24 protein-coding genes are annotated in these 25,194 nt (G+C 63.9%); 23 read left to right on the top strand and 1 reads right to left on the bottom strand.

Going from position 1 to position 25,194, the window contains the following annotated elements; all coding sequences use genetic code 11:
• Nucleotides 1-100 precede the first annotated feature (100 nt).
• From ACWGS9_RS13750 to ACWGS9_RS13655, 20 genes are all read left to right on the top strand, one after another.
• Nucleotides 101-1,417, top strand: a complete 1,317-nt coding sequence (locus tag ACWGS9_RS13750; RefSeq protein WP_454505764.1) for an ABC transporter substrate-binding protein — start codon at nt 101-103, stop codon at nt 1,415-1,417.
• 120 nt (nt 1,418-1,537) lie between these two features.
• Nucleotides 1,538-2,434, top strand: coding sequence for a carbohydrate ABC transporter permease (locus ACWGS9_RS13745; protein ID WP_454505763.1), 897 nt, complete (start codon nt 1,538-1,540; stop codon nt 2,432-2,434).
• Nucleotides 2,435-2,436: 2 nt separating this feature from the next.
• On the top strand, nt 2,437-3,303 hold the full coding sequence (locus tag ACWGS9_RS13740; RefSeq protein ID WP_454505762.1) for a carbohydrate ABC transporter permease: 867 nt from the start codon (nt 2,437-2,439) through the stop codon (nt 3,301-3,303).
• A gap of 4 nt (nt 3,304-3,307) precedes the next feature.
• The gene (locus ACWGS9_RS13735) at nt 3,308-4,405 is read left to right on the top strand and encodes an ABC transporter ATP-binding protein (RefSeq protein ID WP_454505761.1); all 1,098 of its coding nucleotides are present in this window, start codon (nt 3,308-3,310) and stop codon (nt 4,403-4,405) included.
• A gap of 1 nt (nt 4,406) precedes the next feature.
• Nucleotides 4,407-5,519, top strand: coding sequence for a mandelate racemase/muconate lactonizing enzyme family protein (locus tag ACWGS9_RS13730; protein ID WP_454505760.1), 1,113 nt, complete (start codon nt 4,407-4,409; stop codon nt 5,517-5,519).
• 10 nt (nt 5,520-5,529) lie between these two features.
• Nucleotides 5,530-5,859, top strand: coding sequence for an L-rhamnose mutarotase (locus ACWGS9_RS13725; protein WP_320213030.1), 330 nt, complete (start codon nt 5,530-5,532; stop codon nt 5,857-5,859).
• Entirely contained in the window at nt 5,852-6,925 is a 1,074-nt protein-coding gene (locus tag ACWGS9_RS13720) for a Gfo/Idh/MocA family protein (protein ID WP_454505759.1), read from the top strand. The genes ACWGS9_RS13725 and ACWGS9_RS13720 overlap by 8 nt, the downstream gene beginning before the upstream one ends.
• 8 nt (nt 6,926-6,933) lie before the next feature.
• Nucleotides 6,934-7,380, top strand: coding sequence for a MaoC/PaaZ C-terminal domain-containing protein (locus ACWGS9_RS13715; protein WP_454505758.1), 447 nt, complete (start codon nt 6,934-6,936; stop codon nt 7,378-7,380).
• 18 nt (nt 7,381-7,398) lie between these two features.
• Complete coding sequence (locus ACWGS9_RS13710; RefSeq protein WP_454505757.1) at nt 7,399-8,130, top strand: SDR family oxidoreductase; 732 nt, start codon at nt 7,399-7,401, stop codon at nt 8,128-8,130.
• A 54-nt stretch (nt 8,131-8,184) separates the two neighbouring features.
• Nucleotides 8,185-9,462, top strand: a complete 1,278-nt coding sequence (locus ACWGS9_RS13705; protein ID WP_454505756.1) for an L-fuconate dehydratase — start codon at nt 8,185-8,187, stop codon at nt 9,460-9,462.
• 74 nt (nt 9,463-9,536) lie between these two features.
• Nucleotides 9,537-10,196, top strand: a complete 660-nt coding sequence (locus ACWGS9_RS13700) for a DUF2161 domain-containing phosphodiesterase (RefSeq protein ID WP_454505755.1) — start codon at nt 9,537-9,539, stop codon at nt 10,194-10,196.
• 230 nt (nt 10,197-10,426) lie between these two features.
• Nucleotides 10,427-11,158: a FadR/GntR family transcriptional regulator gene (locus ACWGS9_RS13695; protein WP_454505754.1), complete on the top strand. Its 732-nt coding sequence runs from the start codon at nt 10,427-10,429 to the stop codon at nt 11,156-11,158.
• A complete protein-coding gene (locus ACWGS9_RS13690; protein WP_454505753.1) occupies nt 11,155-12,357 on the top strand; it encodes a PLP-dependent transferase in 1,203 nt (400 codons plus the stop codon). Before ACWGS9_RS13695 ends, ACWGS9_RS13690 begins: the two co-directional genes overlap by 4 nt.
• 25 nt (nt 12,358-12,382) lie before the next feature.
• Nucleotides 12,383-13,660, top strand: coding sequence for an ABC transporter substrate-binding protein (locus tag ACWGS9_RS13685; RefSeq protein WP_454505752.1), 1,278 nt, complete (start codon nt 12,383-12,385; stop codon nt 13,658-13,660).
• Between the two features lie 214 nt (nt 13,661-13,874).
• Complete coding sequence (locus ACWGS9_RS13680) at nt 13,875-14,798, top strand: carbohydrate ABC transporter permease (RefSeq protein WP_454505751.1); 924 nt, start codon at nt 13,875-13,877, stop codon at nt 14,796-14,798.
• The gene (locus ACWGS9_RS13675) at nt 14,798-15,646 is read left to right on the top strand and encodes a carbohydrate ABC transporter permease (protein ID WP_454505750.1); all 849 of its coding nucleotides are present in this window, start codon (nt 14,798-14,800) and stop codon (nt 15,644-15,646) included. The genes ACWGS9_RS13680 and ACWGS9_RS13675 overlap by 1 nt, the downstream gene beginning before the upstream one ends.
• Nucleotides 15,647-15,649: 3 nt before the next feature.
• Nucleotides 15,650-16,717, top strand: a complete 1,068-nt coding sequence (locus tag ACWGS9_RS13670) for an ABC transporter ATP-binding protein (RefSeq protein WP_454505749.1) — start codon at nt 15,650-15,652, stop codon at nt 16,715-16,717.
• Nucleotides 16,718-16,787: 70 nt separating this feature from the next.
• Complete coding sequence (locus ACWGS9_RS13665; protein WP_454505748.1) at nt 16,788-17,273, top strand: hypothetical protein; 486 nt, start codon at nt 16,788-16,790, stop codon at nt 17,271-17,273.
• A 117-nt stretch (nt 17,274-17,390) separates the two neighbouring features.
• Nucleotides 17,391-18,830 carry an aldehyde dehydrogenase family protein gene (locus tag ACWGS9_RS13660; RefSeq protein ID WP_454505747.1) on the top strand — a complete coding sequence of 480 codons (1,440 nt, stop codon included), beginning with the start codon at nt 17,391-17,393 and terminating at the stop codon, nt 18,828-18,830.
• Between the two features lie 21 nt (nt 18,831-18,851).
• A complete protein-coding gene (locus tag ACWGS9_RS13655) occupies nt 18,852-19,433 on the top strand; it encodes a DUF1349 domain-containing protein (RefSeq protein WP_454505746.1) in 582 nt (193 codons plus the stop codon).
• Nucleotides 19,434-19,440: 7 nt separating this feature from the next.
• On the opposite strand, the gene ACWGS9_RS13650 is transcribed toward ACWGS9_RS13655, so the two are convergent.
• Complete coding sequence (locus ACWGS9_RS13650) at nt 19,441-20,220, bottom strand: helix-turn-helix transcriptional regulator (RefSeq protein WP_454505745.1); 780 nt, start codon at nt 20,218-20,220, stop codon at nt 19,441-19,443.
• A gap of 110 nt (nt 20,221-20,330) precedes the next feature.
• Here ACWGS9_RS13650 and ACWGS9_RS13645 point away from each other — a divergent pair, with 110 nt between their 5' ends.
• The 3 genes from ACWGS9_RS13645 to ACWGS9_RS13635 are packed head-to-tail and all read left to right on the top strand — an operon-like array spanning nt 20,331 to nt 25,194.
• A complete protein-coding gene (locus ACWGS9_RS13645; RefSeq protein WP_454505744.1) occupies nt 20,331-22,472 on the top strand; it encodes a hydantoinase/oxoprolinase family protein in 2,142 nt (713 codons plus the stop codon).
• A 14-nt stretch (nt 22,473-22,486) separates the two neighbouring features.
• The gene (locus ACWGS9_RS13640; RefSeq protein ID WP_454505743.1) at nt 22,487-24,691 is read left to right on the top strand and encodes a hydantoinase B/oxoprolinase family protein; all 2,205 of its coding nucleotides are present in this window, start codon (nt 22,487-22,489) and stop codon (nt 24,689-24,691) included.
• Nucleotides 24,688-25,194 carry an acetone carboxylase subunit gamma gene (locus ACWGS9_RS13635; RefSeq protein ID WP_454505742.1) on the top strand — a complete coding sequence of 169 codons (507 nt, stop codon included), beginning with the start codon at nt 24,688-24,690 and terminating at the stop codon, nt 25,192-25,194. Before ACWGS9_RS13640 ends, ACWGS9_RS13635 begins: the two co-directional genes overlap by 4 nt.

Here is a 25,194-nt window from a genome sequence, read left to right as displayed (position 1 = left end):
TTGACCCGGGAATGAAAATGCTATTTGCATATGAATGAAGCTTAGGCGATCGGCTGCGCATTCGGCGGGTCGTCGCTGCGAGCCCGTGGGAGGAGAGAACATGACGAGACTGCTTCTAGGCATTTCCGCCGGCCTGGCCGGCCTGCTGCTGAGCGGCACGGCGTTTTCGGCCGATCTGCCCGGCAAATTTCCCGGCGCGACGATCGACGCCAAGCTGATCGGCGGCCAGCAATATGAGAAGCTCTATGAGCGCATTCCCGAGTGGGAGAAGCTGACCGGCGCCAAAGTCAACATCCTGTCGAAGAAGAACCACTTCGATCTCGACAAGGAGATCAAGTCGGACATCGCCTCCAACTCGATCACCTGGTGCGTCGGCTCCAACCACACCTCGTTCGCGCCGCAATATCCGGGCATCTACACCGATCTGTCGAAGCTGCTGCCGAAGGAAGAGGTCGACGCCTTCGTCCCGGCCAACATCGCCGCCGGCACTCTGGGCGGCAAATTGGTCATGCTGCCGCGCGCGCAGTTCGACGTCTCGGCGCTCTACTATCAGAAGAGCCTCTATCAGGACGAAGCCAAGAAGAAGGCTTACAAGGACAAATACGGCGAGGAGCTCGCCCCGCCGGACACCTTCGACGAGATGGCCCAACAGGCGGGGTTCTTCGCCAGCCCGCCCGACTTCTACGGCACGCAATATGCCGGCAAGGAAGAGGCGATCAACGGCCGCTTCTACGAGATGGTGATCGCCGACGGCGGCGAATATCTCGACAAGGACGGCAAGCCGGCGTTCAACTCGGAGGCCGGCGTCAAGGCGCTCGACTGGTTCGTCAACCTCTACAAGGCCAAGGCCGTGCCGGCCGGCACCACCAACTACCTGTGGGACGATCTCGGCCAGGGCTTCGCCTCGGGTACTGTGGCCATCAACCTTGACTGGCCGGGCTGGGCCGGCTTCTTCAACGACCCGAAGTCTTCCAAGGTCGCCGGCAATGTCGGCGTCAAGGTTCAGCCCAAGGGCTCGTCCGGCAAGCGCTCCGGCTGGTCCGGCGCGCATGGCTTCTCGGTGACCGAGAATTGCGCCAACAAGGAAGCCGCCGCCTCGCTGGTCTGGTGGCTGACTAACGAGGACAGCCAGAAGCTCGAGGCCGCGGCCGGGCCGCTGCCCACCCGCACCAAGGTCTGGGAATGGGACATCGAGCAGGCGAAGTCCGATCCTTACAAGACCGAAGTGCTGCAGGCCTTCCAGGAAGCGGCCAAGAACGCCTTCCCGGTGCCGCAGACGCCGGAATGGATCGAGATTTCCAACGCCGTCTATCCTGAGCTGCAGGCCGCCATCCTCGGCGACAAGACGTCGAAGCAGGCGCTCGACGACGCTGCCGCCAAGGCAACGCAGATCCTCCAGGACGCTGGCAAGCTCTAGACAGCCGCGCCCGCAACCGCCTCCCCGTAAAACGGGGAGGCGGCCGCGCAGCCTCGCGAAAATATGCCATCCTCGGTCTCGACCGGGGTCGGGTCACTTCACTTCGCCGACAGGGTCCCGATGAAGGGCTTCAAGCCATCCGCGCCGATTCTCCTGCTGCTGCCGGCCTTCGTCGTGCTCGCGGCGGTGGTGCTCGTGCCGCTGCTTTTGTCGCTCTATTCCAGCTTCACGCCCTTCCGCCTGACCCGGCCCGAGACCTTCTTCGTGCTGATCGGCTTCCGGAACTATCTTTCGATCCTGAGCAATCTGGATTTCTGGTACGCCTTCGGCAGGACGGTGCTTTTGCTCACCGTGGCGCTCAACCTCGAAATGCTGCTTGGCCTCGGCCTGGCGATGCTGGTCGAGAAGGCGACGCGCGGCCAGCGCATCCTGCGCACGCTGATGATGTTCCCGATGATGTTCTCGCCGATCCTGGTCGGCTTCCAGTTCAAGTTCATGTTCAATGACAACATCGGCCTGGTGAACAACGCGCTGCAGTCGCTGGGCATCACCCAGGACGCCATCCCGTGGCTGATCGAAAGCCACCTCGCCTTCACCGCCATCACCATCGCCGAAGTCTGGTCGTCGACCTCGATCTTCGCCATCCTGATCCTGGCCGGGCTTCTCGCCATGCCCAAGGAGCCGATCGAGGCGGCGCGCGTCGACGGCTGCACGCCCTGGCAGACCTTCCGCTATGTCACCTGGCCGTTCGTCATGCCCTTCGCCTACATCGCCATGACGATCCGTTCGCTCGATGTCGCGCGCGCCTATGATATCGTCAAGATCATGACCGACGGCGGTCCGGCCGGCCGCACCGAGCTGTTGTGGACGCTGGTCGGGCGCACCGCCTACAGCGACGCGCGCATGGGGCTCGCCAACGCCATGGCCTATTTCTCGATCCTGCTGTCGATCGCCTTCACCGTCTATTTCTACAACAAGCTCGCCGCGGCGCGCGCGCAGATCGGCGCGGAGTGGTGACGATGGACGAGAACGCCTCCGCCCGCCTCACGCGCCGCGCGCTGACCGTCGCGCACCGCGTCGGCCTGTTCCTCGCCATGCTGCTGATCTGCCTGCCCGGCATCTGGATCGTGCTGTCGTCGCTGAGGCCGACGGTCGAGATCATGGCCAAGCCGGCGGTGTGGATCCCGCAGCAGCTCTCCTTTGACGCCTATGTCGCCATGTTCAGCGGCATCGGCAAAGGCGGCATTCCGGTGCTCGACTATTTCCGCAATTCGCTGATCATCTCGGTCACCTCGACGGTGATCGCGGTGGCCATCGGCATGGCCGGGGGCTACGCCTTCGCGCGCTACCGCTTCCGCGGCAAGTCGGGCATGTTCCTTGGATTGATGCTGACGCGCACCGTACCCGGCATCGCCATGTCGCTGCCGCTCTTCTTCGTCTATGCGCGGCTCGGCATCATCGACACGCATTTCGGTATGATCCTCGCCTATGTGGCGCTGAACATCCCCTTCACCATCTGGCTGATCGACGGCTTCTTCCGCCAGGTGCCGAAGGACCTCGCCGAAGCCGCGCAGATCGACGGCTGCACGCGCTGGCAGGCGTTCTGGCAGGTCGAATTCCCGCTGGCGCGTCCGGGCATCGCCTCGGCCGCCATCTTCGCCTTCCTCACCTGCTGGAACGAGTTCGCGCTGGCCTCGCAACTCACCCGTTCCGTCAATTCCAAGACGCTGCCCGTAGGGCTGCTCGACTACACGGCCGAGTTCACCATCGACTGGCGCGGCATGTGCGCGCTGGCCGTGGTGATGATCATCCCGGCGCTGACCCTCACCTACATCGTCCAGAAACATCTCGTCGGCGGCCTTACCTCCGGCGCGGTGAAAGGTTGATTTCATGGCAACGGTTTCACTGAAAAAGCTCGCCAAGCGCTACGGCAACATGGAGATCGTGCACGGCATCGATCTCGAGATCGCCGACCGCGAGTTCATTGCGCTGGTCGGTCCGTCCGGCTGCGGCAAGTCGACGACCTTGCGCATGATCGCGGGGCTCGAGGATATCAGCGGCGGCACGATCGACATCGGCGGCCGCATGGTCAACGACCTGCCGCCGCGCTCGCGCAACATTTCGATGGTGTTCCAGTCCTACGCGCTCTATCCGCACATGACGGTGCGCGAGAATCTAGGCTTCTCGCTCAAGATCGCCGGCGCTGCCAAGGACGACATGGACCGGCGCGTCGCCGAGGCCTCCGCAATCCTCGGCCTCGACGAACTGCTTGAGCGGCGCCCTTCGCAGCTTTCCGGCGGCCAGCGCCAGCGCGTCGCCATGGGCCGCGCCATCGTGCGCGATCCGGATGTCTTCCTGTTTGACGAGCCGCTCTCCAACCTCGACGCTAAGCTGCGCACGCAGATGCGCACCGAGATCAAGAAGCTGCATGCCAAGGTGAAGTCGACCGTCATCTATGTCACCCATGACCAGGTCGAGGCGATGACGCTTGCCGATCGCATCGTCATCATGCGCGCTGGCTACATTGAACAGGTCGGCACGCCGGACGAAGTGTTCAGCCGGCCTGCGACCCACTTCGTCGCCGGCTTCATCGGCTCGCCGCCGATGAACCTGCACGAGGCGACGGTGAGCGACGGCAAGCTTGTGTTCAACGGCGGCGACAGCCTGCCTCTGCCCGCCCAGTTCAAGTCGAAGACAGCGGCCGGCGACAAGGTCGTGTTCGGCATCCGTCCCGATGATTTCTATCCGACCGGCCACGGCCTGAGCTCCGGCGGCGAAACCGAAGTCCACCGCGTCGAGCTGCCGGTCAGCATCACCGAGCCGCTGGGCAACGAGACGCTGGTCTTCGCCGAGTTCAACGGCACCGACTGGGTGTCGCGCATGCTCAATCCCAAGCCGCTGAAAGCCGGTGACAGGATCGGCATGAGCTTTGATCTGAGCCGCGCGCATCTGTTCTCCGCCGAAACCGGCAAGTCGCTGAGGAACTGACATGGCAAGAATCGAGAAAATCGAGCTGCGCATGGTCGACCTCATGCCGAAGGTGAAGCGCACGGACGCCATCCAGAGCTTCGTCAGCCAGGAAACGCCGATCGTCACCATCACCGATTCCGACGGCGCGTCGGGCACCGGCTACAGCTATACGATCGGCACCGGCGGCTCTTCGGTGATGCGGCTTCTCGCCGACCATCTCGCGCCGCGCCTGATCGGCCGCGACGCCGACCAGATCGAGGCGATCTGGCACGAGCTCGAATTCGCCACCCACGCCACCACCATCGGCGCCATCACGGCGATCGCGCTGGCCGCGATCGACACAGCACTTTGGGATCTGCGCGCCAGGAAGCAGAACCTGCCGCTCTGGAAGCTCGCCGGCGGCGCCAAGGACCGCTGCCCGCTCTACACGACCGAAGGCGGCTGGTTGCATATCGAGACCCAGGCGCTGGTCGACGACGCGCTGGCTGCGAAGGCAAAAGGGTTCACCGGCTCGAAGGTCAAGATTGGCAGGCCGCATGGCTCGGAGGATGTCGCGCGGCTGTCGGCGGTGCGCAAGGCGGTCGGCGACGGCTACGAGATCATGACCGACTGCAATCAGGGCTTTTCCGTCGATGAAGCGATCCGCCGCGCCGAGCGGCTGCGCGAGCTCGATCTCGCCTGGATCGAGGAACCGCTGCCGGCCGACGACATCGACGGCCATGTGCGGCTGTCGAATTCGACTGCCACGCCGATCGCGGTCGGCGAGTCGCTCTATTCGATCAGGCATTTCCGCGAATACATGCAAAAGGGCGGCTGCAGCATCGTGCAGGTCGATGTCGGCCGCATCGGCGGCATCACCCCTTGGCTGAAAGTGGCCCACGCGGCGGAGGCCTTCGACATGCCGGTCTGTCCGCATTTCCTCATGGAACTGCATGTCAGCCTCACCTGCGCTATCCAGAACGGCAAATATGTCGAATATATTCCGCAGCTCGACGAGTTGACGGGTGACAAGATGCGCATCGAGGATGGCCATGCCCTGGCGCCCAGCGAGCCCGGCATCGGCATCGACTGGGACTGGGATGCGGTGAAGGCGAGGAGCGTCGCCGAATTCACCACGGCGATCGCGAAATAGGGAGGCGGATATGCAGCGCATGGGAATGGTGCTCGGGCTGAAACCCGAGAAGGTCGAGGAATATGTTCGCCTCCATGCCGCCGTCTGGCCGGACGTTCTCGCCATGATCTCGGCCTGCAACATCAAGAACTACTCGATCTACCTGAAGCGGCCGGAGAACTTGCTTTTCTCCTATTTCGAATATCACGGCACCGATTACGCCGCCGACATGGCCAAGATGGCCGCCGACCCGAAGACCCAGGAATGGTGGGCGGTCTGCATGCCCTGCCAGGAGCCGTTGCCGACCCGCAAGGAAGGCGAGTGGTGGGCGACGATGGACGAGGTCTTCCATCATGACTGATGCCTTCGATCCGGCATCGCTGGCGCAGTCCTGGCCGAAGCCGTCGAAGCCGCGCCCGATCGTCACCTTCGGCGCCGGTTCGATCGTCGGCGACGCGCATTTTCCCGCCTACAAGAAGGCAGGATTTCCGATTTCCGGCCTCTACGATCCGGACCAGGCGAAGGCGCAGGCACTGGCCGAAAAATGGGGCGTGACGGCGTTCCGTTCGGTCGACGAGGCGGCAGCGGTGAAGGATGCGATCTTCGATCTCGCCACGCCGCCCGGACGGCACGCCGAGGTGCTGAAGGTGCTTCCGGATGGCGCGGTGGCGTTGATTCAGAAGCCGATGGGCAACTATCTCGGCGAGGCAACCGAGATACTCGAAATCTGCCGCGCCAAGAACCTCAAGGCGGCGGTCAATTTCCAGCTCCGTTTTGCGCCGATGATGCTGGCGCTGAAGGACGCCATCGCCAAGGGTTGGCTGGGCCAGGTTGTCGATTTCGACGCGCTTCTGGCGCTCGACACGCCATGGCAGCTCTGGGAGTTCCTGCTCAAGGCGCCGCGCGTCGAGATCGCCATGCATTCGATCCACTATCTCGACCTGATCCGCCAGCTTCTCGGCAATCCGCTGGGCGTGCATGCCAAGACGCTCGGCCATCCCAATCACAAGGTTGCGCAGACGCGCACCAGCGCTATCCTCGACTACGGCGATACGGTGCGTTGCGCGCTCTCGATCAACCACGACCACAAATTCGGTCGCCGCCACCAGGCCTGCGAGTTCCGTATCTGCGGCACCGAGGGTGCGGCCTACGTCAAGCTCGGCCTCAATCTCGACTATCCGCGCGGCGAACCGGACGTGTTGGAGATCCATCCCAAGGGTGGGTCGGACTGGGTCAGCGTCCCGCTCGCCGGTGAATGGTTCCCGGATGCCTTCGTCGGCCGCATGGCCAATGTCCAGCGCTTCGCTTCCGGCGAAGACGCCGAGCTGGTCAGCTCGGTCGAAGACGCCTGGAACACCATGGCGCTCGTGGAGGCCGCCTATAAATCGAGTGCCGTGCCGGCGACGCAGCTGGCCCAGAAGCCGTAAGGCAGGACATGGAACAGACCACCTATTTCGAAGACTACGAGATCGGTTCGTCGCGCATCACCAGCGGCCGCACCGTCACGGAGACAGACTTCGTCGTGCATGCCGGCCACACCGGCGATTTCTTCCCGCATCACATGGACGCCGAGTTCATGAAGACGACGCCTTTCGGCCAGCGCATCGCGCATGGCACGCTGGTCTTCTCGGTCGGCGTAGGGTTGACTGCGAGCGTCATCAACCCGGTCGCCTTCTCTTACGGCTACGACCGGCTGCGCTTCATCAAGCCGGTCTTCATCGGCGACACGATCCGCACCCGCACCACCATCGCGGCCAAGGAGGATGACCCGAAGCGGCCCGGATCGGGGCGCGTCATCGAGCGCGTCGAGGTTTTGAACCAGCGCGATGAGGTCGTGCTGGCCGCGGATCACATCTACATCGTCGAGCGGCGGCCCGGCTGAAAAACGGAGACAAACAATATGGCGGATATCACAGGTAAGGTCGTGGTCGTCACGGCGGCCGCGCAAGGCATCGGTCGGGCCAGCGTGCTGGCTTTCGCCAAAGCCGGCGCCATCGTCCACGCCACCGACATCAACGAGGCGGTTTTGGCAGAACTCGCCAAGGCGTCTGGCATCAGGACGCGCAAGCTCGATGTGCTGAACGACGACGCGGTGAAATCCGCTTTCGCCGAGATCGGCCGCGTCGACGTGCTGTTTAACTGCGCCGGCTTTGTCCATGCCGGCTCGATCCTGGAGATGAAGGACGAGGATCTCGACTTCGCCTTCAACCTCAATGTGCGCGCCATGATCCGCACCATCCGCGCCGTGCTGCCCGGCATGCTGGAGCGCGGCGACGGCTCGATCATCAACATGTCTTCGGTCGCCGGCGCCCCGAAAGGCGTGCCGAACCGTTTTGCTTACGGCGTCACCAAGGCCGCCGTTATCGGCCTGACCAAGTCCATCGCGGCCGATTACGTTGCCAAGGGCATTCGCTGCAACGCCGTCTGTCCCGGCACCGTCGAGAGTCCGTCGCTGCAGGGCCGCATGCAGGCGCAGGGCGACTACGAGGTGGCGCGCGCCGCCTTCATCGCCCGCCAGCCGATGGGCAGGATCGGCACGCCGGAGGAGATCGCCGACCTCGCCGTCTATCTGGCCGGCGCCTCTTACACGACCGGGCAGGCCTATAACATCGACGGCGGCTGGTCGATCTGAGGCCGTTTAGGCAGCCAGGTTGAGCGCGGGCGGCAATCCAGTTACGAGGCAAGAATGACCAGGATTACGGACCTCAGAACCTTTGACCTGCGCTTCCCGACGTCGCAAAGCCTCGACGGCTCGGACGCGATGAATCCCGACCCGGATTACTCGGCCGCCTATGTCATCCTCGACACCGATGTCCCGTCGCTGAAGGGTCACGGCCTCACCTTCACCATCGGCCGTGGCAACGAGATCTGCTGCGCGGCGATCGAAGCGCTGCGCCACCTCGTCGTCGGGCTAGATCTCGACTGGGTCAAGCAGGATCCTGGTCGCTTCTGGCATCACATAACCGGCGACAGCCAGTTGCGCTGGATCGGCCCCGACAAGGGCGCCATGCATCTTGCGGTGGGCGCGCTGGTCAACGCGGTCTGGGATCTTTGGGCCAAGGAAGCCGGCAAGCCGGTCTGGCGTCTGGTCGCCGAGATGAGCCCGCAAGACATCATGCGCATCATCGACTTCCGCTACCTCACCGACGCCATCACCCCGGCCGAGGCGCTCGAGATCTTGAAACGGGCCGAGGCCGGCAAGGCCGAACGTATCGCCACGCTCGAGCGCGAAGGCTATGCCTGCTACACCACTTCCGCCGGCTGGCTCGGCTATCCCGACGACAAGCTGCGGCGCCTTTGCCAGGATGCCGTCGACGATGGGTTCGACCACATCAAGCTGAAGGTCGGCCGGGACCGCGCCGACGACATCCGCCGCCTGCGGATCGCCCGCGAGGTGATCGGCCAGGACCGTTACCTGATGATCGACGCCAACCAGGTCTGGGAGGTCGACCAGGCGATCGACTGGCTCAAGGACCTTGCCTTCGCCAAGCCGTTCTTCATCGAGGAACCGACCAGTCCCGACGACGTTGCCGGCCATGCGAAAATCCGCAAGGCGGTGGCGCCGATCAAGGTCGCGACCGGCGAGATGTGTCAGAACCGCATCATGTTCAAGCAGTTCATCGCCAGCGGCGCGATCGATGTCGTGCAGATCGATTCCTGCCGCATGGGCGGGCTGAACGAGGTTCTGGCGGTTCTTCTGATCGCCGCCAAGTTCGGCCTGCCGGTCTGGCCGCATGCCGGCGGCGTCGGTCTCTGCGAATATGTCCAGCACCTGTCGATGATCGATTATGTCGCGGTGTCAGGCACGAAGGACGGTCGGGTGATCGAATATGTCGACCACCTGCACGAGCACTTCCTCGAGCCCTGCGTGATCCGCGACGCAGCCTACATGCCGCCCCAGGCGCCCGGCTTCTCGATCGAGATGAAGGCGAAGTCGATCGAGGATTACCTGCATCGCGCCTGAAACCCGGCGCTGGCGGCGGCAATCGTGCCGCAGCTCGCTGTGCCGCATAGCCGCGAATCGGCTATGCCTCCGCCATGCAGGAAACATCCCTCTACGAACCGGTGAAGCGGTTCCTCGAGAGTATGGATTTCGCCGTCAAGGGCGAGATCGGCGGCTGCGACGTGGTCGGCGTGCGCGCGGGCGAACCGCCGGTTGTCGTCATCTGCGAGCTGAAGCTGCAGTTCAATCTCGAGCTCATCCTCCAGGCCGTCGACCGCGCGGCTGTCTGCGACGAGGTCTGGCTGGCCGCCTATATGTCCGCGCGTGGCAAAGGTCGCGAGCGCGACCGCCGCTTCCGCGCGCTGTGCCGCCGTCTCGGTTTTGGCCTGTTGGGTGTTGGCAAGAAGGGCGAGGTGGAGCTGCTGCTCAGTCCCGCCGCCTTGCCGCCACGCCGCGACCCGCGGCGGCGCTCGCGCCTGGTCGAGGAACATCATCGCCGCAAGGGCGATCCGTCGATCGGCGGCAGCACGCGCAGGAAGCCGATCATGACCGCCTACCGGCAGGAGGCTCTGGCTTGCGCCGCTGCCTTGGCCGACGGCCCGAAGCGGCCGCGCGACCTCAAGGCCCTTTCGCCGCGCGCGGCCAGCATCCTTCTGCACAACTACTATGGCTGGTTCGCCAGGGCCGAGCGCGGCATCTACGCGCTGACCGAAGCCGGCCTTGCGGCGATCCAGCCGCTTCCTGCTGTGCTGTAAGTCATCACCCTGGCATAAACTCGCCGGCTTACCACTCGGCGAATGAGCTATCCTTGTGGCGTCGACCGGGTTGCGCCAGCGATGCCCGTCCTTGGCGTCCTTGGCGTCCTTGGCGCCGGCAGCGCGCCTGAAACGACAGCCGTTCGGCCCGGGCTCATTTCGACTGTTGACACGTCGTGCCGCCTGTGCAGAATTGGTTGGACCATTGAACCACTTTAGGCTCAGCCGGCGTGACCGACTTCCTGCCCCCCATCCAGACGACGGCCCGCGATGACGCGGTGCTGAAGGCGTTGGCGGGGTTCGTGCGGCAGGAGGCGCTAGGCCCCGGCGAGAAGCTGCCGACCGAGCGCATCCTCGCCGAACGCCTCAAGGTCAGCCGCAACACGGTTCGCGAAGCATTGACCCGTTGGGAAGGTCTGGGCCTCGTCGAGCGGCGCCAGGGCTCAGGCACCTATCTCAAGGCGGCGGTCTCTCCCGATATGCTGCACATGCCGCTGACATTGGCAGGCGGCAATGATTTCGTCGGCCTGATGCGCACGCTGGAGATCCGCCGCGCGCTCGAGGCCGAGGCCGCGGCGCTTTGCGCTATCCGCGCCGGCAAGGCCGAGATCGCCGAGATCGAGCGCAAGCTCGACATCATGGAAGAGGCCTTCCGGACCCGCGCAGGCATGTCCTCGGAGGAGGACTGGGAGTTCCACCAGGCGGTCTACCGCGCTTCGGGCAATCCGCTGTTCGAGCAGATCATCGCCGCCATGCATGAGCTGTTCCACCGCTTCTGGGAGCATCCGCTCGGCGTGCGCGACTTCGGCCATGCCAGCTTCCCCTATCACCGCACCATCTTTGACTGCATCGCCGCGCATGATCCTGAGGGCGCTCGCGCCGAGGCGCTGAAACTCATCGCCACCGTCGAGGACGATCTGAAGCGCGGCGCCGCCAACCTCAAACTTTCGGACCGCAAATGAACGAGCAGCCCAACACCTTCGACCCGGCCTCCCTGGCCAGCGACTATCTCGGCGAGGCGGCGACGCTTCTGGCGCATGACGATCCGTTCCCCGGCGGCGCGGTGGTGCCGCCGATCTACCAGACGTCGCTGTTCACCTTCGCCAGTTACGCCGACATGGCCGACACCTTTGCCGGCAGGAGGAAGCAGCCGATCTACTCGCGCGGCGACAACCCGACGGTGATGGAGTTCGAGGCGCGCGTGGCGGCGCTCGAAGGCGCCGAGGCCGCACGCGGCTTCTCAAGCGGCATGGCGGCGATCAGCGCCACGCTGCTCGCCTTTGTCGGCGCCGGCGAGCGCATCGTCGCCGTGCGCAACTGCTACGGCGACGCCTACCGGCTGTTCGAGCGGCTCTTCCCGCGCCTCAATATCAAGGTCGACTATGTCGACGGCTCCGATCCCGACGCGGTTGCCGCGGCACTCCCCGGCGCCAGGCTGCTCTACCTCGAAAGCCCGACCTCGATGATGTTCGAGCTGCAGGATATCGCGCACCTGACGCGGCTGGCAAAAGAGCAGGGCATCGTCACCACCATCGACAATTCCTGGGCCTCGCCGGTGTTCCAGAAGCCGATCACACACGGCGTCGACCTTGTGCTGCACTCGGCTTCCAAATATCTGGGCGGCCACAGCGACACCGTCGCCGGAGTGGTGGCTGGTTCGGCCGCCCACATCAAGCACATCAACGAGCAGACCTATTCCCAGCTTGGCGCCAAGCTCTCGCCCTTCGAAGGCTGGTTGCTGCTGCGCGGCCTTCGCACGCTGCCGCTGCGCCTGCCGCATCATATGAAGAGCGGGCTCACGATCGCGGAGCGGCTGAAGGCGCATGGCAAGGTCGAGCGGGTCAACCACCCCGTCTATTCCAACCATCCCGGCAAGAAGACGCTTGCCGGCTATGCCGGACTGTTTTCCTTCGAGGTCACCGAGGATGTCGACATTCCGGCCTTCGTCGATGCGCTGAAGCTGTTCCGCATCGGCGTCAGCTGGGGCGGCCATGAAAGCCTGGTCGTGCCGGCAAAAGCCTCGCTCGAGCAGACGCCGGGCATCAATTCGATGGCGCGCTTCGGCGTCAGCCCCCGAACCATCCGCTTCAATGTCGGATTGGAAAATGTCGAGGATCTCTGGGCCGACATTGCCCAGGCCTTCGACAAGTCAAAAAAATAGCTGATCGAAAATGGGAGTCCCGATCATGAAAAGACTGACCTTCATGCTTGCCGCCGTCGCCGGCCTGGCGATTACCGCCAGCGGCGCGCTGGCCGACACCACCATCAAGCTGGTCGAAGTCATCACCAGCCCGCCGCGCACCGAATTCCTGAAGAAGCAGATCGGCGAATTCGAGAAGGCCAATCCCGGCATCAAGGTGGAGGTGGTCTCGCTGCCCTGGGGCCAGGCCTTCGAAAAATTCCTCACCATGGTGCAGGCCGGCGACACGCCCGATGTCGTCGAGATGCCGGAACGCTGGATGGGCCTTTACGCCAACAACGCCCAGCTCGAGGATCTCGGCCCCTTCATGGCCAAATGGGATGACGCCAAGACGCTGGGCGACCGCGCCAAGCAGTTCGGCTCGACCGTCAACAACACGCAGTTCATGATCCCTTATGGCTACTATGTGAACGCGCTGTTCTGGAACAAGAAGCTGTTCAAGGAAGCTGGCCTCGATCGTCCGCCGGCAACCCTCGACGAGTTCGTCGACTTCTCCAAGAAGATCTCGGCCATTCCCGGCAAATACGGCTACTGCCTGCGCGGCGGCCCCGGCGCCTTCAACGGCATGCACATGTTCATGAACATCGCCGCCGGCAAGGGTGGCTACTTCAACGAAGACGGCACCTCGACCATCAATGACGAAGGTTCGGTCAAGGGCCTGCAGATGCTGGCCGACATGTACAAGAACGGCCTGGCGCCTAAGGATGCGGTCAGCTGGGGCTTCAATGAAACCGTCACCGGCTTCTATTCCGGCACCTGCGCAATGCTCAACCAGGATCCGGACGCGCTGCTCGGCATCGCCGACAAGATGAGCGCCGACGACTTTGCCGTCGCGCCGCTGCCGGTAGGCCCCAGCGGCAAATCCTATCCGACGCTGGGCTATGCCGGTTGGGCGATGTTCGCCAACTCGCAGCACAAGGACGAGGCCTGGAAGCTGATGGCGACGCTGCTGTCGCCCAAGGACAATCTGGAATGGGCCAAGGAAGTCGGTGTCGTGCCGATCCACAACGGCGCCGATCAGGATGCGCATTTCAAGACCGAGCAGTTCAAGGGCTGGTTCACCGAGCTCAGCGACAGCTCCAAATATGAAATGGTGACGCCGCCGACGCATCTGGAGAACCTCGGCAATTTCGTCGACCAGGTGGCGATCAAGAACTTCCAGGAAGTGCTGCTCGGCCAGAAGCCGGCCAAGCAGGTGGCGGACGAATGGGCAGCGTTCCTGACGAAGGAGCAGCAGGCCTGGTTGGCGAAAAATAAGAAGTGACGCCTCTTTCCCTTCTCCCCGTTTCACGGGGAGAAGGTGGCCCGAAGGGCCGGATGAGGGGCAGCGCCAGCATTTCGAGGTTCGCGTAGCCCCTCATTTGCCTGCCGTCCTGCGCAGCAGCTGCGGAGGGTGGACCGGCATCTTCTCCCCGTGAACGGGGAGAAGGACGCTCCCGCCGTCCCCGGCGCCCACTCACCACCATAGAGCCAGACCTATGACCTATGCAGTGTCCGAAATCCGATCAGCCGCCCGGCCGCGCAAGCAGCGGCTGAGCAAGGCCGCGATCGAGCCGTGGCTCTATCTTTCCCCGGCTATCGTCCTGCTGGTCGTGGTGCTTTTGGTGCCGCTGATCATCGGCATCAGCTATTCATTCCGCAAATTCTCGGCCTTCAGATCGGAATATGTCGGCCTCGGCCAGTACCAGGCGATGCTCTCCGATCAGGTGCTCGGCCAGGCGCTGATCAACACGCTGTGGTGGACGGTCGCCAGCCTGTTCTTCCAGTTCTTCCTTGGCCTCGGCCTGGCGCTGCTGCTCGACAAGCCGTTCTACGGCCGCAAGGTCGTGCAGGCGGTTGTCTTCCTGCCCTGGGCGGTGCCGTCCTTTCTCTCGGGCCTCACCTGGGCCTGGCTGTTCAACCCGATCATCGGGCCGCTGCCGCACTGGCTTTTCGCGCTTGGCCTCAAGGCCGAACCTACCAATGTTCTGTCCGACCCGGCCACCGCTATGTGGGGACCGATCGTCGCCAACATCTGGTTCGGCATCCCGTTCTTCGCCATCACGCTGCTTGCGGCGCTGAAGTCGATCCCGTCCGAGTTGCATGAGGCGGCGGCCATCGACGGCGCTTCGCCCTGGCAGCGCTTCACCAAGGTGACGCTGCCTTTCCTGGCGCCGACCATCGTCATCACCGTCATGCTGCGCACCATCTGGATCGCCACCTTCGCCGATCTGATCTTCGTCATGACCGAGGGCGGGCCGGCCGGCTCGACCAGCACGGTGCCGGTCTACATCTATGTCAGCGCCTTCAAGTCGCTCGACAAAGGCTATGCCTCGGCCGTCGCGGTGCTGCTTCTGGTGCTGCTTATTGCCTACGCCATCGGGCTGATCGCCATCCGCCGCACGCTTGTGAGGCATGTCTGATGATCGCCGGTCGCTCCACCTCCTCACGCCTTCTCGGCGGCATCGGGCTCTACGCTGCAATCGCCGCCTACATGATCTTCGCGCTGTTCCCGATCTTCTGGACGCTGAAGATCTCGGTGACGCCCGAGCGCCTGCTCTATTCCGAAGGCATCACCTTCTGGCCGTCGCAGACGACTTTTCAGAATTTCGCCACCGTGCTCGAGGCCTCCGACTTCCCGCGCTATTTCCTCAACAGCGTCATCGTCTCGGTGTCGACGGCGGCGTTTGTCACCGTCATCGCCACGCTCGCCGGCTACGCCATGTCGCGCTTCACCTTCCGCGGCAAGGCGACTTTAGCCATCCTGCTGCTGCTGACACAGACCTTCCCGCTGGTCATGGTCATTCCGCCGATCTACCGCATTATGGGCGATATCGGCCTGACCAACAGCCTGATCGGCCTGATTATCATCTATACCGCCTTCAACACCGCCTTCGCCACCTTCCTCATGCAATCCTTCTTCGACGGCATTCCGAAGGACTTGGAGGAGGCGGCGATGATCGACGGCTGCACGCGCGCTCAAGCCATGCGCAGGGTGATCGTGCCGCTGACCTTGCCCGGCATGGGGGCGACGCTCGGCTTCGTCTTCACCGCCGCCTGGAGCGAATTGCTGTTCGCGCTGATGCTGATCTCCAGCGACGAGCAGAAGACCTTCGCCGTCGGCCTGCTCACCTTCATCGGCAAGTTCGCCGTCGACTGGGGGCAGATGATGGCGGCCTCGATCCTGGCGCTGATCCCGGTCTGCGCCTTCTTCGCCTTCCTGCAACGTTATCTCGTCACCGGCCTCACCGCCGGCGCGGTCAAAGGATAAAAGATGGCTTCCGTCACGCTGCAAAACGTCGAGAAGGATTATGGCGCGCTGCGCATCCTGCATGGCGTCGATCTCGAGATCGCCGATGGCGAGTTCGTCGTGCTGGTCGGCCCGTCCGGCTGCGGCAAGTCCACGCTGCTGCGCATGATCGCCGGCCTCGAAGAGGTCACCGGCGGTGAGATCCATATCGGCGAGCGCCTCGTCAACGACGTCGCGCCCAAGGACCGCGACATCGCCATGGTGTTCCAGTCCTACGCGCTCTACCCGCATATGGATGTCTCCTCGAACATGGGCTTCAGCCTGATGCTGAAGAAGGCCGAGAAGGCGACGATCGAGGGAAGGGTGGGCGCGGCCGCCAAGCGCCTCGGCCTCGACAGCTATCTCGGCCGCCTGCCGCGCCAGCTTTCCGGCGGCCAGCGCCAGCGCGTGGCCATGGGCCGCGCCATCGTGCGCGACCCGAAAGTGTTCCTGTTCGACGAGCCGCTCTCCAATCTCGACGCCAAATTGCGCGTCCATATGCGCGCCGAGATCAAGGCGCTGCACCAGCAGCTCAAGACCACCTCGGTCTATGTCACGCACGACCAGGTCGAGGCGATGACCATGGCCGACCGCATCGTCGTCATGCATGACGGCTATGTCCAGCAGGTCGGCCACCCGCTGGAGCTCTACGACCGGCCGGCCAATACTTTCGTTGCAGGTTTCATCGGCTCGCCGGGGATGAACTTTCTGCCGGCGAAAGTCGCCAAGGGCGGCAAGGCGGACGCTGTGCTCGCCGATGGTCAGAAGCTGAGATTGCCGGATGGTCTGCCGCTGGAGGATGGCGACGACCTGACCGTCGGCTTGCGGCCGGAGCATATCAGGCTGGTCGGCGATGGCGCGCTGAAGGCCGAAGTCGAGGTGGTCGAACCGCTCGGCCTGTCGACGCAGTTCTACATCAGGCTGGCCAACCAGCAGATCTGCGTTTTCGTCATGGGTCGCGCCGATGTGAAGCCGGGCGACACGATCCGCCTCGATGCCGATCCGGCGGCACTGCACCTTTTCGATCCCAAGAGCGGTGACCGCATCGGGTAACGCTACCGGTGCGGGGCCAGTGCCCCTGAGCTAAAATGGTTCCTGTTGATTCGTCTCGACAGGAAAAGGCATGAGCAAGGCCCTCGGCACATTCGCACTGGTCACGGTTTTGAGCGCCTTGCTGATGGCGCTGTCATTGGCCGTGGCGAGGCACGGCTATCCCTATGGCGCCTTCGGCGTGAAGCGTCTTGACGGCATCGCCGACGCCGGCTCCTTCCTTGCCGTCGCCGCCATCTATTTCTTCGGCGCGATGCTGATGATGATCCTGCCCATCCGCGCTGCCGGCATCGTGCTGACCCATGCCGCCGACGCGATCTTCTGCGCGACGATCGTTCTGTTTTCGACGATCGTCGGCTCACTGCTTGCCAGATGGGCCTTCGGCCAGCATGAGGTGCTTTGGGCGCTTTTCAACTGGCGTTTCCTGTTCGTCGCGGCGATCGTGGCGGCACACCTCACCATGAACGAGCTTCGCCGCAACGTCCTGCTCAGAAGCCTGTTCTTCGTCATCTTCGGCGCGGTCACGCTCGCCTGCCTGTTCTGGTCGTTCTCGACCTGACGCGGGCTGGCTCTAGGTTTAAGATCGCGGTAGACCTCCTGCCGGACTATGACTATATCATTTGTCTGACAATTGAGCCGGCCGATGGCTGCCGCGACCAAAATTCAAGGAAACAAGATGACCGCGCTGCGCAAGAACCTGATCGACGGCGAGTGGCTTGGCGAGGCCGGCTCGCGCAACATCAACCCGTCCAACACCAACGATGTCGTCGGCGAATACGCTTCCGCTGGGCCGGAAGAAGCAAAGCAGGCCATCGCGGCCGCCAAGGCGGCCTTTCCTGCTTGGTCGCGCTCCGGGCCGCTGGCCCGCCATGCGGTGCTGAAGAAAACCTCCGACGAGATCATGGCGCGCAAGGACGAGATCGGCCGCTCGCTGGCCCGCGAGGAGGGCAAGACGCTGGCCGAGGGCGTCGGCGAGACGATCCGCGCGGCGCAGCTCTTCGATTTCTTCGCCGGCGAGACGCTGCGTCTGTCGGGCGAGATGGTGCCGAGCGTTCGGCCGGGCGTCGGCGTCGAGATGACCCGCGAGGGCGTCGGCGTCGTCGGCCTCATCACGCCGTGGAATTTCCCGATCGCCATTCCCGCCTGGAAGATCGCCCCGGCGCTCGCCTACGGCAACACAATCGTCTTCAAGCCGGCCGAACTGGTGCCCGAAAGCGCCTGGACCATCGTCGATATCCTGCACCGCGCCGGCCTGCCCAAGGGCGTGCTCAACCTCGTCATGGGCAAGGGCTCGGTGGTCGGCCAGGCGATGCTCGACAGCCCCGACATCAACGCCATCTCGTTTACCGGTTCGGTCGGCACGGGCAAGCGCGTCGCCGCTGCCAGCGTCGAGCACATGCGCAAGTTCCAGCTCGAAATGGGCGGCAAGAACCCGCTCGTCGTGCTCGATGACGCGGATCTGGCCGTCGCCGTCGATTGCGCGGTCAACGGCGCCTATTTCTCGACCGGACAGCGCTGCACAGCGTCCTCGCGCCTGATCGTTGCCGATGGCATCCACGACCGTTTCGTCGACGCCATGAAGGAGCGCCTGGACGAGCTCGTCATCGGCGATGCGCTCGATGCCAAGACGCAGATCGGCCCGGTCGTCGACCAGACCCAGCTCAAGCAGGACGAGGACTACATCGCCATCGGCCGCCAGGAAGGCGCCGAGCTCGCCTTCGGCGGCGAGCGGCTGGAACGCGAGACGCCCGGCTTCTATCTCAGGCCCGCACTGTTCCTCGGCTCGACCAATGCCATGCGCATCTCGCGCGAGGAGATTTTTGGCCCCGTCGCCAACGTCATCCGCGTCGAGGACTATGACGAGGCCCTGGCCGTCGCCAACGACACGCCGTTCGGCCTGACCTCCGGCATCTGCACCACCAGCTTGAAGCATGCGACCCATTTCAAGCGCAATTCCGAAGCCGGCATGGTCATGGTCAACCTGCCGACGGCGGGCGTCGACTTCCACGTGCCGTTCGGCGGCCGCAAGGGCTCGAGCTACGGTCCGCGCGAGCAGGGGCGCTACGCGATGGAGTTCTACACCACGGTGAAGACCGCCTATACATTTGCCGGCTAATCTAATCCGAGAGCGGGATCGATGACGTCTGGCCTTGCCGATATGACATGGCTCAACCCGCCGCCGCACCATGCTTTCGGCGACGGGACGCTCACCGTCCGGACGGCCAAGGAAACGGATTTCTGGCGTGAGACCTTCTATGGCTTCTGGCGCGACAACGGCCATTTCCTCTACCGTGCCGTCGAGGGTGACTTCAGCGCCGAGGTCACCGTCAAGGGCGACTACAAGGTGCTCTACGATCAGGCGGGGCTGATGCTGCGCCTCAGTGAAACGCACTGGATCAAGGCCGGCATCGAATACACCGACGGGCTGGCCTACTGTTCCGTCGTCGTCACCAACGACACATCCGACTGGTCGCTGGTCGCCATTGCCGCCGGCAAGGATGGCGTCAGGATCCGCCTGACCCGTCACGCCGAGGCGATCCGCATTCAGTATCTGGACGCCTCGGACGGCCACTGGAGGCCGGTGCGGTTGGCCTACTTCCCGATCTCGAAATCGGTCGATGTCGGCATGATGTGCTGCTCGCCGCAGCGCGAGGGTTTTGAGGTGGCATTTTCCGGCTTCACAATTGGGCCTGCGATTTCGCGGGATCTGCACGACTGACGCGAGGCTAGCTGTCCATCCGATGCTGGAAGAACTGCAGGAACAATTCGCGCTCGGTGGTGATGTCGAGCTTCTCATAGATGCGCCGGCGGTGGTTCTTCACCGTGCCGACGGTGATGCCGAGCCGCGCGGCAATGTTGGCGGTCGGATGTCCGGCGAGGATAAGCTGCACCAACTCGCGCTCGCGCAGCGATAGTTCCGGCCACAGGCTTTCCGGAACGCTCGGCTTCTGCTGCGGCGAGGCGCCAGGGCCGCCCGGCGCCGAGGTGCGCGAAAAGTCGGCGCCGCGCGCCTTGATGTCGAGCGCATGCAGCGCCTCGAACACCGGCAGCCGCTCGGTGAGCAGCGCGATCTCGCTGTCCCTGAACGACATGGTCGAGCGATCGAGGAAGATGCCGAGGCACCAGTCGCCGCCGTCGGCGAGCAGGATGCCGACCTCGTCGCAGATCTCCGACTGCGCGAGGAAACCGGCAATGTACTGGCCACGCTTGGCCTCCTCGTCGGCCAGCCCTTTGAGCGGCATGATGCCGAGCCGGCGCTCCCGCCGCCACGAGGCATAGAAGGGATCGAAGACGTAGTAACTGTCGAGATAGCGCCGCACCATCTCGTCGGAGAACCGCCGGTGCTTGACGAATTCCGGCGTCCTGGTCGCCGAATAACGCGTCACCGTCACCAGGTCATGCGCGATGTCGGCGCCGATCAGGTCGATCAGGCAGTCGACATGCCGGTCGGTGCCGGTGGCGGCGATCGCCTTGGCCAGCGGCGCCCAGATATTGCCCATGCGCATGCCCTTTTCTCGGCGAACCGCGCCGCGCGGTCATTGTGTCTTTAGGCATATGGCGCGATCCGGCTTCGGGAATCTAGCCTGTGGTCGTTCTCGATAAGGGAAGGCGACCCGTGGACCAGATCACCACCAATCCAATCGTCATCGGCATCGATGCCGGCGGCACCATGACCGACACAATCCTTGTCGATCAGGACGGCCACTTCAAGATCGGCAAGTCGGCGACCACGCCGAAGAACGAGGCGGAGGGCTTCCTCGCCTCCGCCGAGGACGCGGCGGACGCCTGGGGCATCTCGCTCCAGGACCTGTTCTCGGGCGCCAACGTGGTGCTCTATTCCGGCACCGGCATGCTCAACACGCTGCTGTCGCGCACCGGCCGCAAGCTCGGGCTGATCACCACCAAGGGCCTCGAGGACATGATCCTGATGGGCCGCGGCCTGCAGGCCTGGGCGGACTATTCCTATGCCGACCGTCTGCACGCGGTCACCCACCATCATCCCGATCCGCTGGTGCCGCGCCGCCGCACCCATGGCGTCACCGAGCGCATCGATCAGTTCGGCGACGTCATCCTGCCGCTCTACGAGCACGAGGTGCATGCCGCCGCCAGGAAGCTGATCGCCGACAAGGTCGAGGCGATCTGCATCATGACCGTCTTCTCGCACGTCAATCCGGCGCATGAGAAGCGCATCGCCCAGATATGCCGCGAGGAGATCGCTGCCGCCGGCGCCGACATCCTCGTCTACACCAGCCACGAGGTGCGCCCGGTCATCCGAGAACAGTCGCGGCTGAACTCGGTGCTGATCGAAGCCTACGCCACCTCGCGCGGCCGCAAGCAGCTCAAGGGCATCGAGGACGTCTCGAAGAAATACGGCTTCAAATACGGCGTCCAGACGCTGCTCTCCTTCGGCGGCCTTACCTCCATCAACCATCCGCGCCTGCATGAAACGATGATCTCCGGCCCGATCGGCGGCATCCTGGGTGCCGCCTATGTCGGCAAGCTGATCGGCAACGACTCGCTGATCTGCTCGGATATGGGCGGCACCTCCTTCGACATGGGCGTCATCACCCGCGGCCAGACGCGGATCGAGAACGAGCCGCTGATGGACCGCTTCAAGCTCAACGTGCCGACGCTGCATCTCGACACGATCGGCGCTGGCGCCGGCATGATCCTGAAGGTCGATCCATTGACCAGGAAGGTCTCGCTCGGGCCGGAAAGCGCCGGCTCCGATCCCGGCCCGATCTGCTTCGCCAAGGGCGGTACCGAGCCGACCATCGCCGATTGCGACGCCATCCTCGGCCGGTTGAACCCGCATTACTTCCTCGGCGGCAAGGTCGTCCTGCAGGTGGACAAGGCAAGGAAAGCCTTCGAGGAGAAATGCTCGCGCCTGCTCGGCGTCGGTGTCGAGGAAGCCGCCGAAGGTATGATCGACATGCTGGAGGCCGACGCCAACAACGCGCTGCGCCGCGTCATCTCCGGCCAGGGCATTCATCCGTCGGAATTCACGCTTTTGTCCTATGGCGGCTCGGGGCCGCTGCATCTCGCCGGCTGCTCCAGGGGCATCGGCTTCAAGGACATCATCACCTTCCAGTTCGCCGCCGCTTTCTCCGCCTTCGGCTGCACCACCGCCGATTTCATGCGCCGGCATTCGGTGTCGACGCAGATCGACATCGGCGCGCGGGCAAGCGATGACGAACTGGTCGCCTTCGGCAAGAAGGTCACCACTGTCTGGGACGATCTCACCAAGGCCGCGGTCGACGAAATGGTGGCCGACGGTCACGCACTCAGCAAGATCAAGACCGTGCCGTTCCTGATGATGCGCTATACGGGCCAACTCGAGGACGTCGAGGTGATGGCGCCGCTGTCGGCGCTTCATTCGGCCGACGACATGCGCAAGGTCGTCGACGAGTTCGAGGCGGTCTACGCCAAGGTCAATCACCGCGTCTCGCGCTATGGCGAAGCCGGCTTCTCGATCACCGAGCTCGGGCTGATCGCCACCGCCGACAAGGTCAAGCCGGTGCTGCTCAAGCGCCCGCTCGGCAAGTCGGACCCGGCGTCGGCCCACAAGGGCGTGCGCGAGGCCTATATCGGCGGCCGCTGGCACAAGGCCAATCTCTACGAGATGGACCTGCTGCAGCCGGGTCACGAGGTCGTCGGCCCGGCTATCATCGAACACCCGGCGACGACGCTCGTCGTTCACCCGCAGGATCGCGTCCATGTCGATGAATGGACGCTGCTGCACTACACCCACGCTTGAGAAGGGCGAACGCCATGCTGGACAAACCCGCCTCCGCGCTGCGCATCCGCGAACGGCTGATGGAATCCGAACGGCTGATGGAAGAGACCGGCTGCTATGACGGCATCACCGAGCTCGAATTGCGCAAACGGGATCCGCTGAAATTCGAGACGCTGCACACCAAGCTGCGCGCTTATTGCGTGTCGGCCCGCGAGATGGCGCGCCGCATCTCGGCCTCGCCCGGCGTGCGCGAAGTCGGCGAGATGGTCGTCGCCATCTACACGCCGGAAGGCGATGCGATCGCGCTCTCCAACGGCATCATGGTGCATGTGCATACGATGAGCCGCTTCATCAAATGGATGATCCGCAACGGCTACGAGGAAAACCCGCGGATCCGCGACGGCGACATCTTCGCCAACAACGACGCCTTCATCGGCACCGTGCAGGTGCCGGACGTCATGGACGTCATGCCGATCTTCCACTCCGGCAAGCTGGTCGGCTGGGCGGGCGCTGTCTGCCACGAGCTCGAGGCCGGCGGCATCACGCCCGGCGGCGACGTGGCGCTCGCCCAGGAGCGGTTCACCGAAGGCCTGTTCGTCTGTGCCGAAAAGGTCGGCGAGAATGACGAGCTCAGGCGCGACTACGTCATCCGCTGCGAGCGCAATCTCAGAATGCCGATCTACTGGGTGCTGGACGAGAAGGCCAAGGTCGCCTCCTGCATCGACATGCGCGAAAGCGTCAAGGCGCTGATCGACGAGATCGGCCTCGATTACTGGATGCAGGTGTCGAAGGAGTTCATCGAGGAGGGCCGCCGCGCCCAACTCGCCCGCACGCGCCAGCTCACGGTGCCCGGCATCTATCGCGGCCACACCTTCTATGGCCACGTGACAGCCGGCAAGCCAGGTTACCAGCCGCTCGGCGATCCCGACTGGCTCTACAACATCCCGATCGAGATGGAGATCACCTGCGACGGCAAGATCATCATGGACTTCGAGGGCGCCCAGCCCTGGGGCTACCATTCGATGAACTGCACGCCCGCCGGCATGGATGGCGGCATGTTCGTGACGCTGACCCAGCACATGAATTTCGAGGGCCTAGTCAATGACGGCGCCTGGATGGCGACCGAGCTGAAGCTGCCGCACGGCACCTGGACCAATCCCGACAACGAGATGGTGGCGACCGCCACCTCCTGGGCGCTGCTCTTGCCGGCCTATGGCGTCTTCCAGCGGCTCTTGTCACGCTCCTTCATCGCGCGTGGTTTCGTCGAGGAGGCCTTTGTCGGCCAGGTCAACAGCCCGATGATCGAGATGGGCGGCACCAGCCAGTACGGCACGCCTTTCGGCATGGCGCATTTCGAATGCGCCGCCGCCGGCTCAGGCGCTCTGGCGATCAAGGATGGTTTGGACACCGCCTATGTCGGCTGGAACCCTGAATCCGACATGGGCAATATCGAGATCTGGGAACAGAACATGCCGATGCTCTATATCGGCCGCTCCATCGTTCCCAATTCCGGCGGCGCCGGCAAATATCGCGGCGGCTGCTCCTTCCTGTCGACCTGGCTGGTCAGCAAGACCGATCATCTTAGGTTGGTGACGTCGGAGCATTCATCCCGCGTGTTCGACAATGGCGGGCTGTGCGGCGGCTATCCGGCGCCGACCTGCCAGAAGCACCGCGCGGTGCGCGACTCAAACATCTTCGCGCTGGCCGAGAAAGGCGCGCCGCTGGCGCACCACACCGGCACCAACCCGTATCGTTCGGAGCTGGAAGTGCGGCTCGAAGGCGAGCATGTGACGATGGAAGGGCCCTATATTACCGCGCCGCATAAGACGGGCGACGTCTTCACCCATTCCTACAATGGCGGCGGCGGTTACGGCGATGTGCTGGAGCGTGATCCCGTCAAGACCGCCTGGGATGTCGAGAACGGCTTTCTCACCAGGGAGGCGGCCGAGGGTATCTTCGGCATCATGCTGGATGAGGACGCGGAGGGCTATCCCGTCGCCAATCTGGAGGCCACCAAGCGCCATCGCGCCGAGATGCGGGCAAAGCGCCTGGCGCGCGCCAAACCGGTTTCCGAATGGATGGCCAAGGAGCTCGAGCGGGTGAAGGCGGTCGACTTCGCTCCGGAGGTGAAGAAGATGTATGCCAGCGCGATCAAGCTATCGTCGCGCTTTGCCAAGGATTTCAGCGAGTTCTGGGACGTCGACGCCAGATCGATCTTCATGCCGGGAGCAAAGCCATGACCTCATACAGCAAGGAAGTCATCGCCGATCTGGTCGCCGGCGCGCTGCCTTGGCCGCAGACACGCCGCATCATGAGCGCCTACAAGGACGACGACCGTTTCTTCAAATATGTCGCTGTGCTGCAGGACCGTGTCGGCTGGAAGGATCCGATCCTGCTGCCGGTCGGCGACCATCTCTTCATCTGCCAGAGCGGCGAGGAGCGGGTGACGAAATGCGAATGCGGCCATTCCTTCGGTGACTATCGCAAGAACTGGAAGCTCAAGGCCGCGATCATCGTGCGCGACACAGAGGAAGCCCTGCGCGAGATCTACCCCAACAGCGACCTGCCGGATCCGGAGTGGATGGAGATCCGCGAGTTCATCTGCCCGCAATGCGGTACGTTGCATGAGGTCGAGGCGGCTGCGCCCGGCTATCCGATCGTGCATGATTTCGAGCCGGACCTCGAAGGCTTTTACCGCGACTGGCTGGGCAAGCCGCTGGAGCCACTGAACAAGGGAGGTTGA

The sequence above is a fragment of the Mesorhizobium sp. Arg314 genome (assembly GCF_053714275.1).
This window is presented reverse-complemented; position numbering and strand designations above follow the sequence as displayed.

Bases quoted from the DNA above. Each gene is read 5' to 3' on its own strand.
- ACWGS9_RS13670 (WP_454505749.1), top strand. From the start codon at position 15,650: ATGGCTTCCGTCACGCTGCAAAACGTCGAGAAGGATTATGGCGCGCTG.
- ACWGS9_RS13655 (WP_454505746.1), top strand. From the start codon at position 18,852: ATGACGTCTGGCCTTGCCGATATGACATGGCTCAACCCGCCGCCGCAC.
- ACWGS9_RS13720 (WP_454505759.1), top strand. From the start codon at position 5,852: ATGACTGATGCCTTCGATCCGGCATCGCTGGCGCAGTCCTGGCCGAAG.
- ACWGS9_RS13715 (WP_454505758.1), top strand. From the start codon at position 6,934: ATGGAACAGACCACCTATTTCGAAGACTACGAGATCGGTTCGTCGCGC.
- ACWGS9_RS13665 (WP_454505748.1), top strand. From the start codon at position 16,788: ATGAGCAAGGCCCTCGGCACATTCGCACTGGTCACGGTTTTGAGCGCC.
- ACWGS9_RS13700 (WP_454505755.1), top strand. From the start codon at position 9,537: ATGCAGGAAACATCCCTCTACGAACCGGTGAAGCGGTTCCTCGAGAGT.
- ACWGS9_RS13685 (WP_454505752.1), top strand. From the start codon at position 12,383: ATGAAAAGACTGACCTTCATGCTTGCCGCCGTCGCCGGCCTGGCGATT.
- ACWGS9_RS13705 (WP_454505756.1), top strand. From the start codon at position 8,185: ATGACCAGGATTACGGACCTCAGAACCTTTGACCTGCGCTTCCCGACG.
- ACWGS9_RS13745 (WP_454505763.1), top strand. From the start codon at position 1,538: ATGAAGGGCTTCAAGCCATCCGCGCCGATTCTCCTGCTGCTGCCGGCC.
- ACWGS9_RS13750 (WP_454505764.1), top strand. From the start codon at position 101: ATGACGAGACTGCTTCTAGGCATTTCCGCCGGCCTGGCCGGCCTGCTG.
- ACWGS9_RS13635 (WP_454505742.1), top strand. From the start codon at position 24,688: ATGACCTCATACAGCAAGGAAGTCATCGCCGATCTGGTCGCCGGCGCG.
- ACWGS9_RS13680 (WP_454505751.1), top strand. From the start codon at position 13,875: ATGACCTATGCAGTGTCCGAAATCCGATCAGCCGCCCGGCCGCGCAAG.
- ACWGS9_RS13690 (WP_454505753.1), top strand. From the start codon at position 11,155: ATGAACGAGCAGCCCAACACCTTCGACCCGGCCTCCCTGGCCAGCGAC.
- ACWGS9_RS13735 (WP_454505761.1), top strand. From the start codon at position 3,308: ATGGCAACGGTTTCACTGAAAAAGCTCGCCAAGCGCTACGGCAACATG.
- ACWGS9_RS13725 (WP_320213030.1), top strand. From the start codon at position 5,530: ATGCAGCGCATGGGAATGGTGCTCGGGCTGAAACCCGAGAAGGTCGAG.
- ACWGS9_RS13675 (WP_454505750.1), top strand. From the start codon at position 14,798: ATGATCGCCGGTCGCTCCACCTCCTCACGCCTTCTCGGCGGCATCGGG.
- ACWGS9_RS13730 (WP_454505760.1), top strand. From the start codon at position 4,407: ATGGCAAGAATCGAGAAAATCGAGCTGCGCATGGTCGACCTCATGCCG.
- ACWGS9_RS13640 (WP_454505743.1), top strand. From the start codon at position 22,487: ATGCTGGACAAACCCGCCTCCGCGCTGCGCATCCGCGAACGGCTGATG.
- ACWGS9_RS13710 (WP_454505757.1), top strand. From the start codon at position 7,399: ATGGCGGATATCACAGGTAAGGTCGTGGTCGTCACGGCGGCCGCGCAA.
- ACWGS9_RS13660 (WP_454505747.1), top strand. From the start codon at position 17,391: ATGACCGCGCTGCGCAAGAACCTGATCGACGGCGAGTGGCTTGGCGAG.
- ACWGS9_RS13740 (WP_454505762.1), top strand. From the start codon at position 2,437: ATGGACGAGAACGCCTCCGCCCGCCTCACGCGCCGCGCGCTGACCGTC.
- ACWGS9_RS13650 (WP_454505745.1), bottom strand. From the start codon at position 20,220: ATGCGCATGGGCAATATCTGGGCGCCGCTGGCCAAGGCGATCGCCGCC.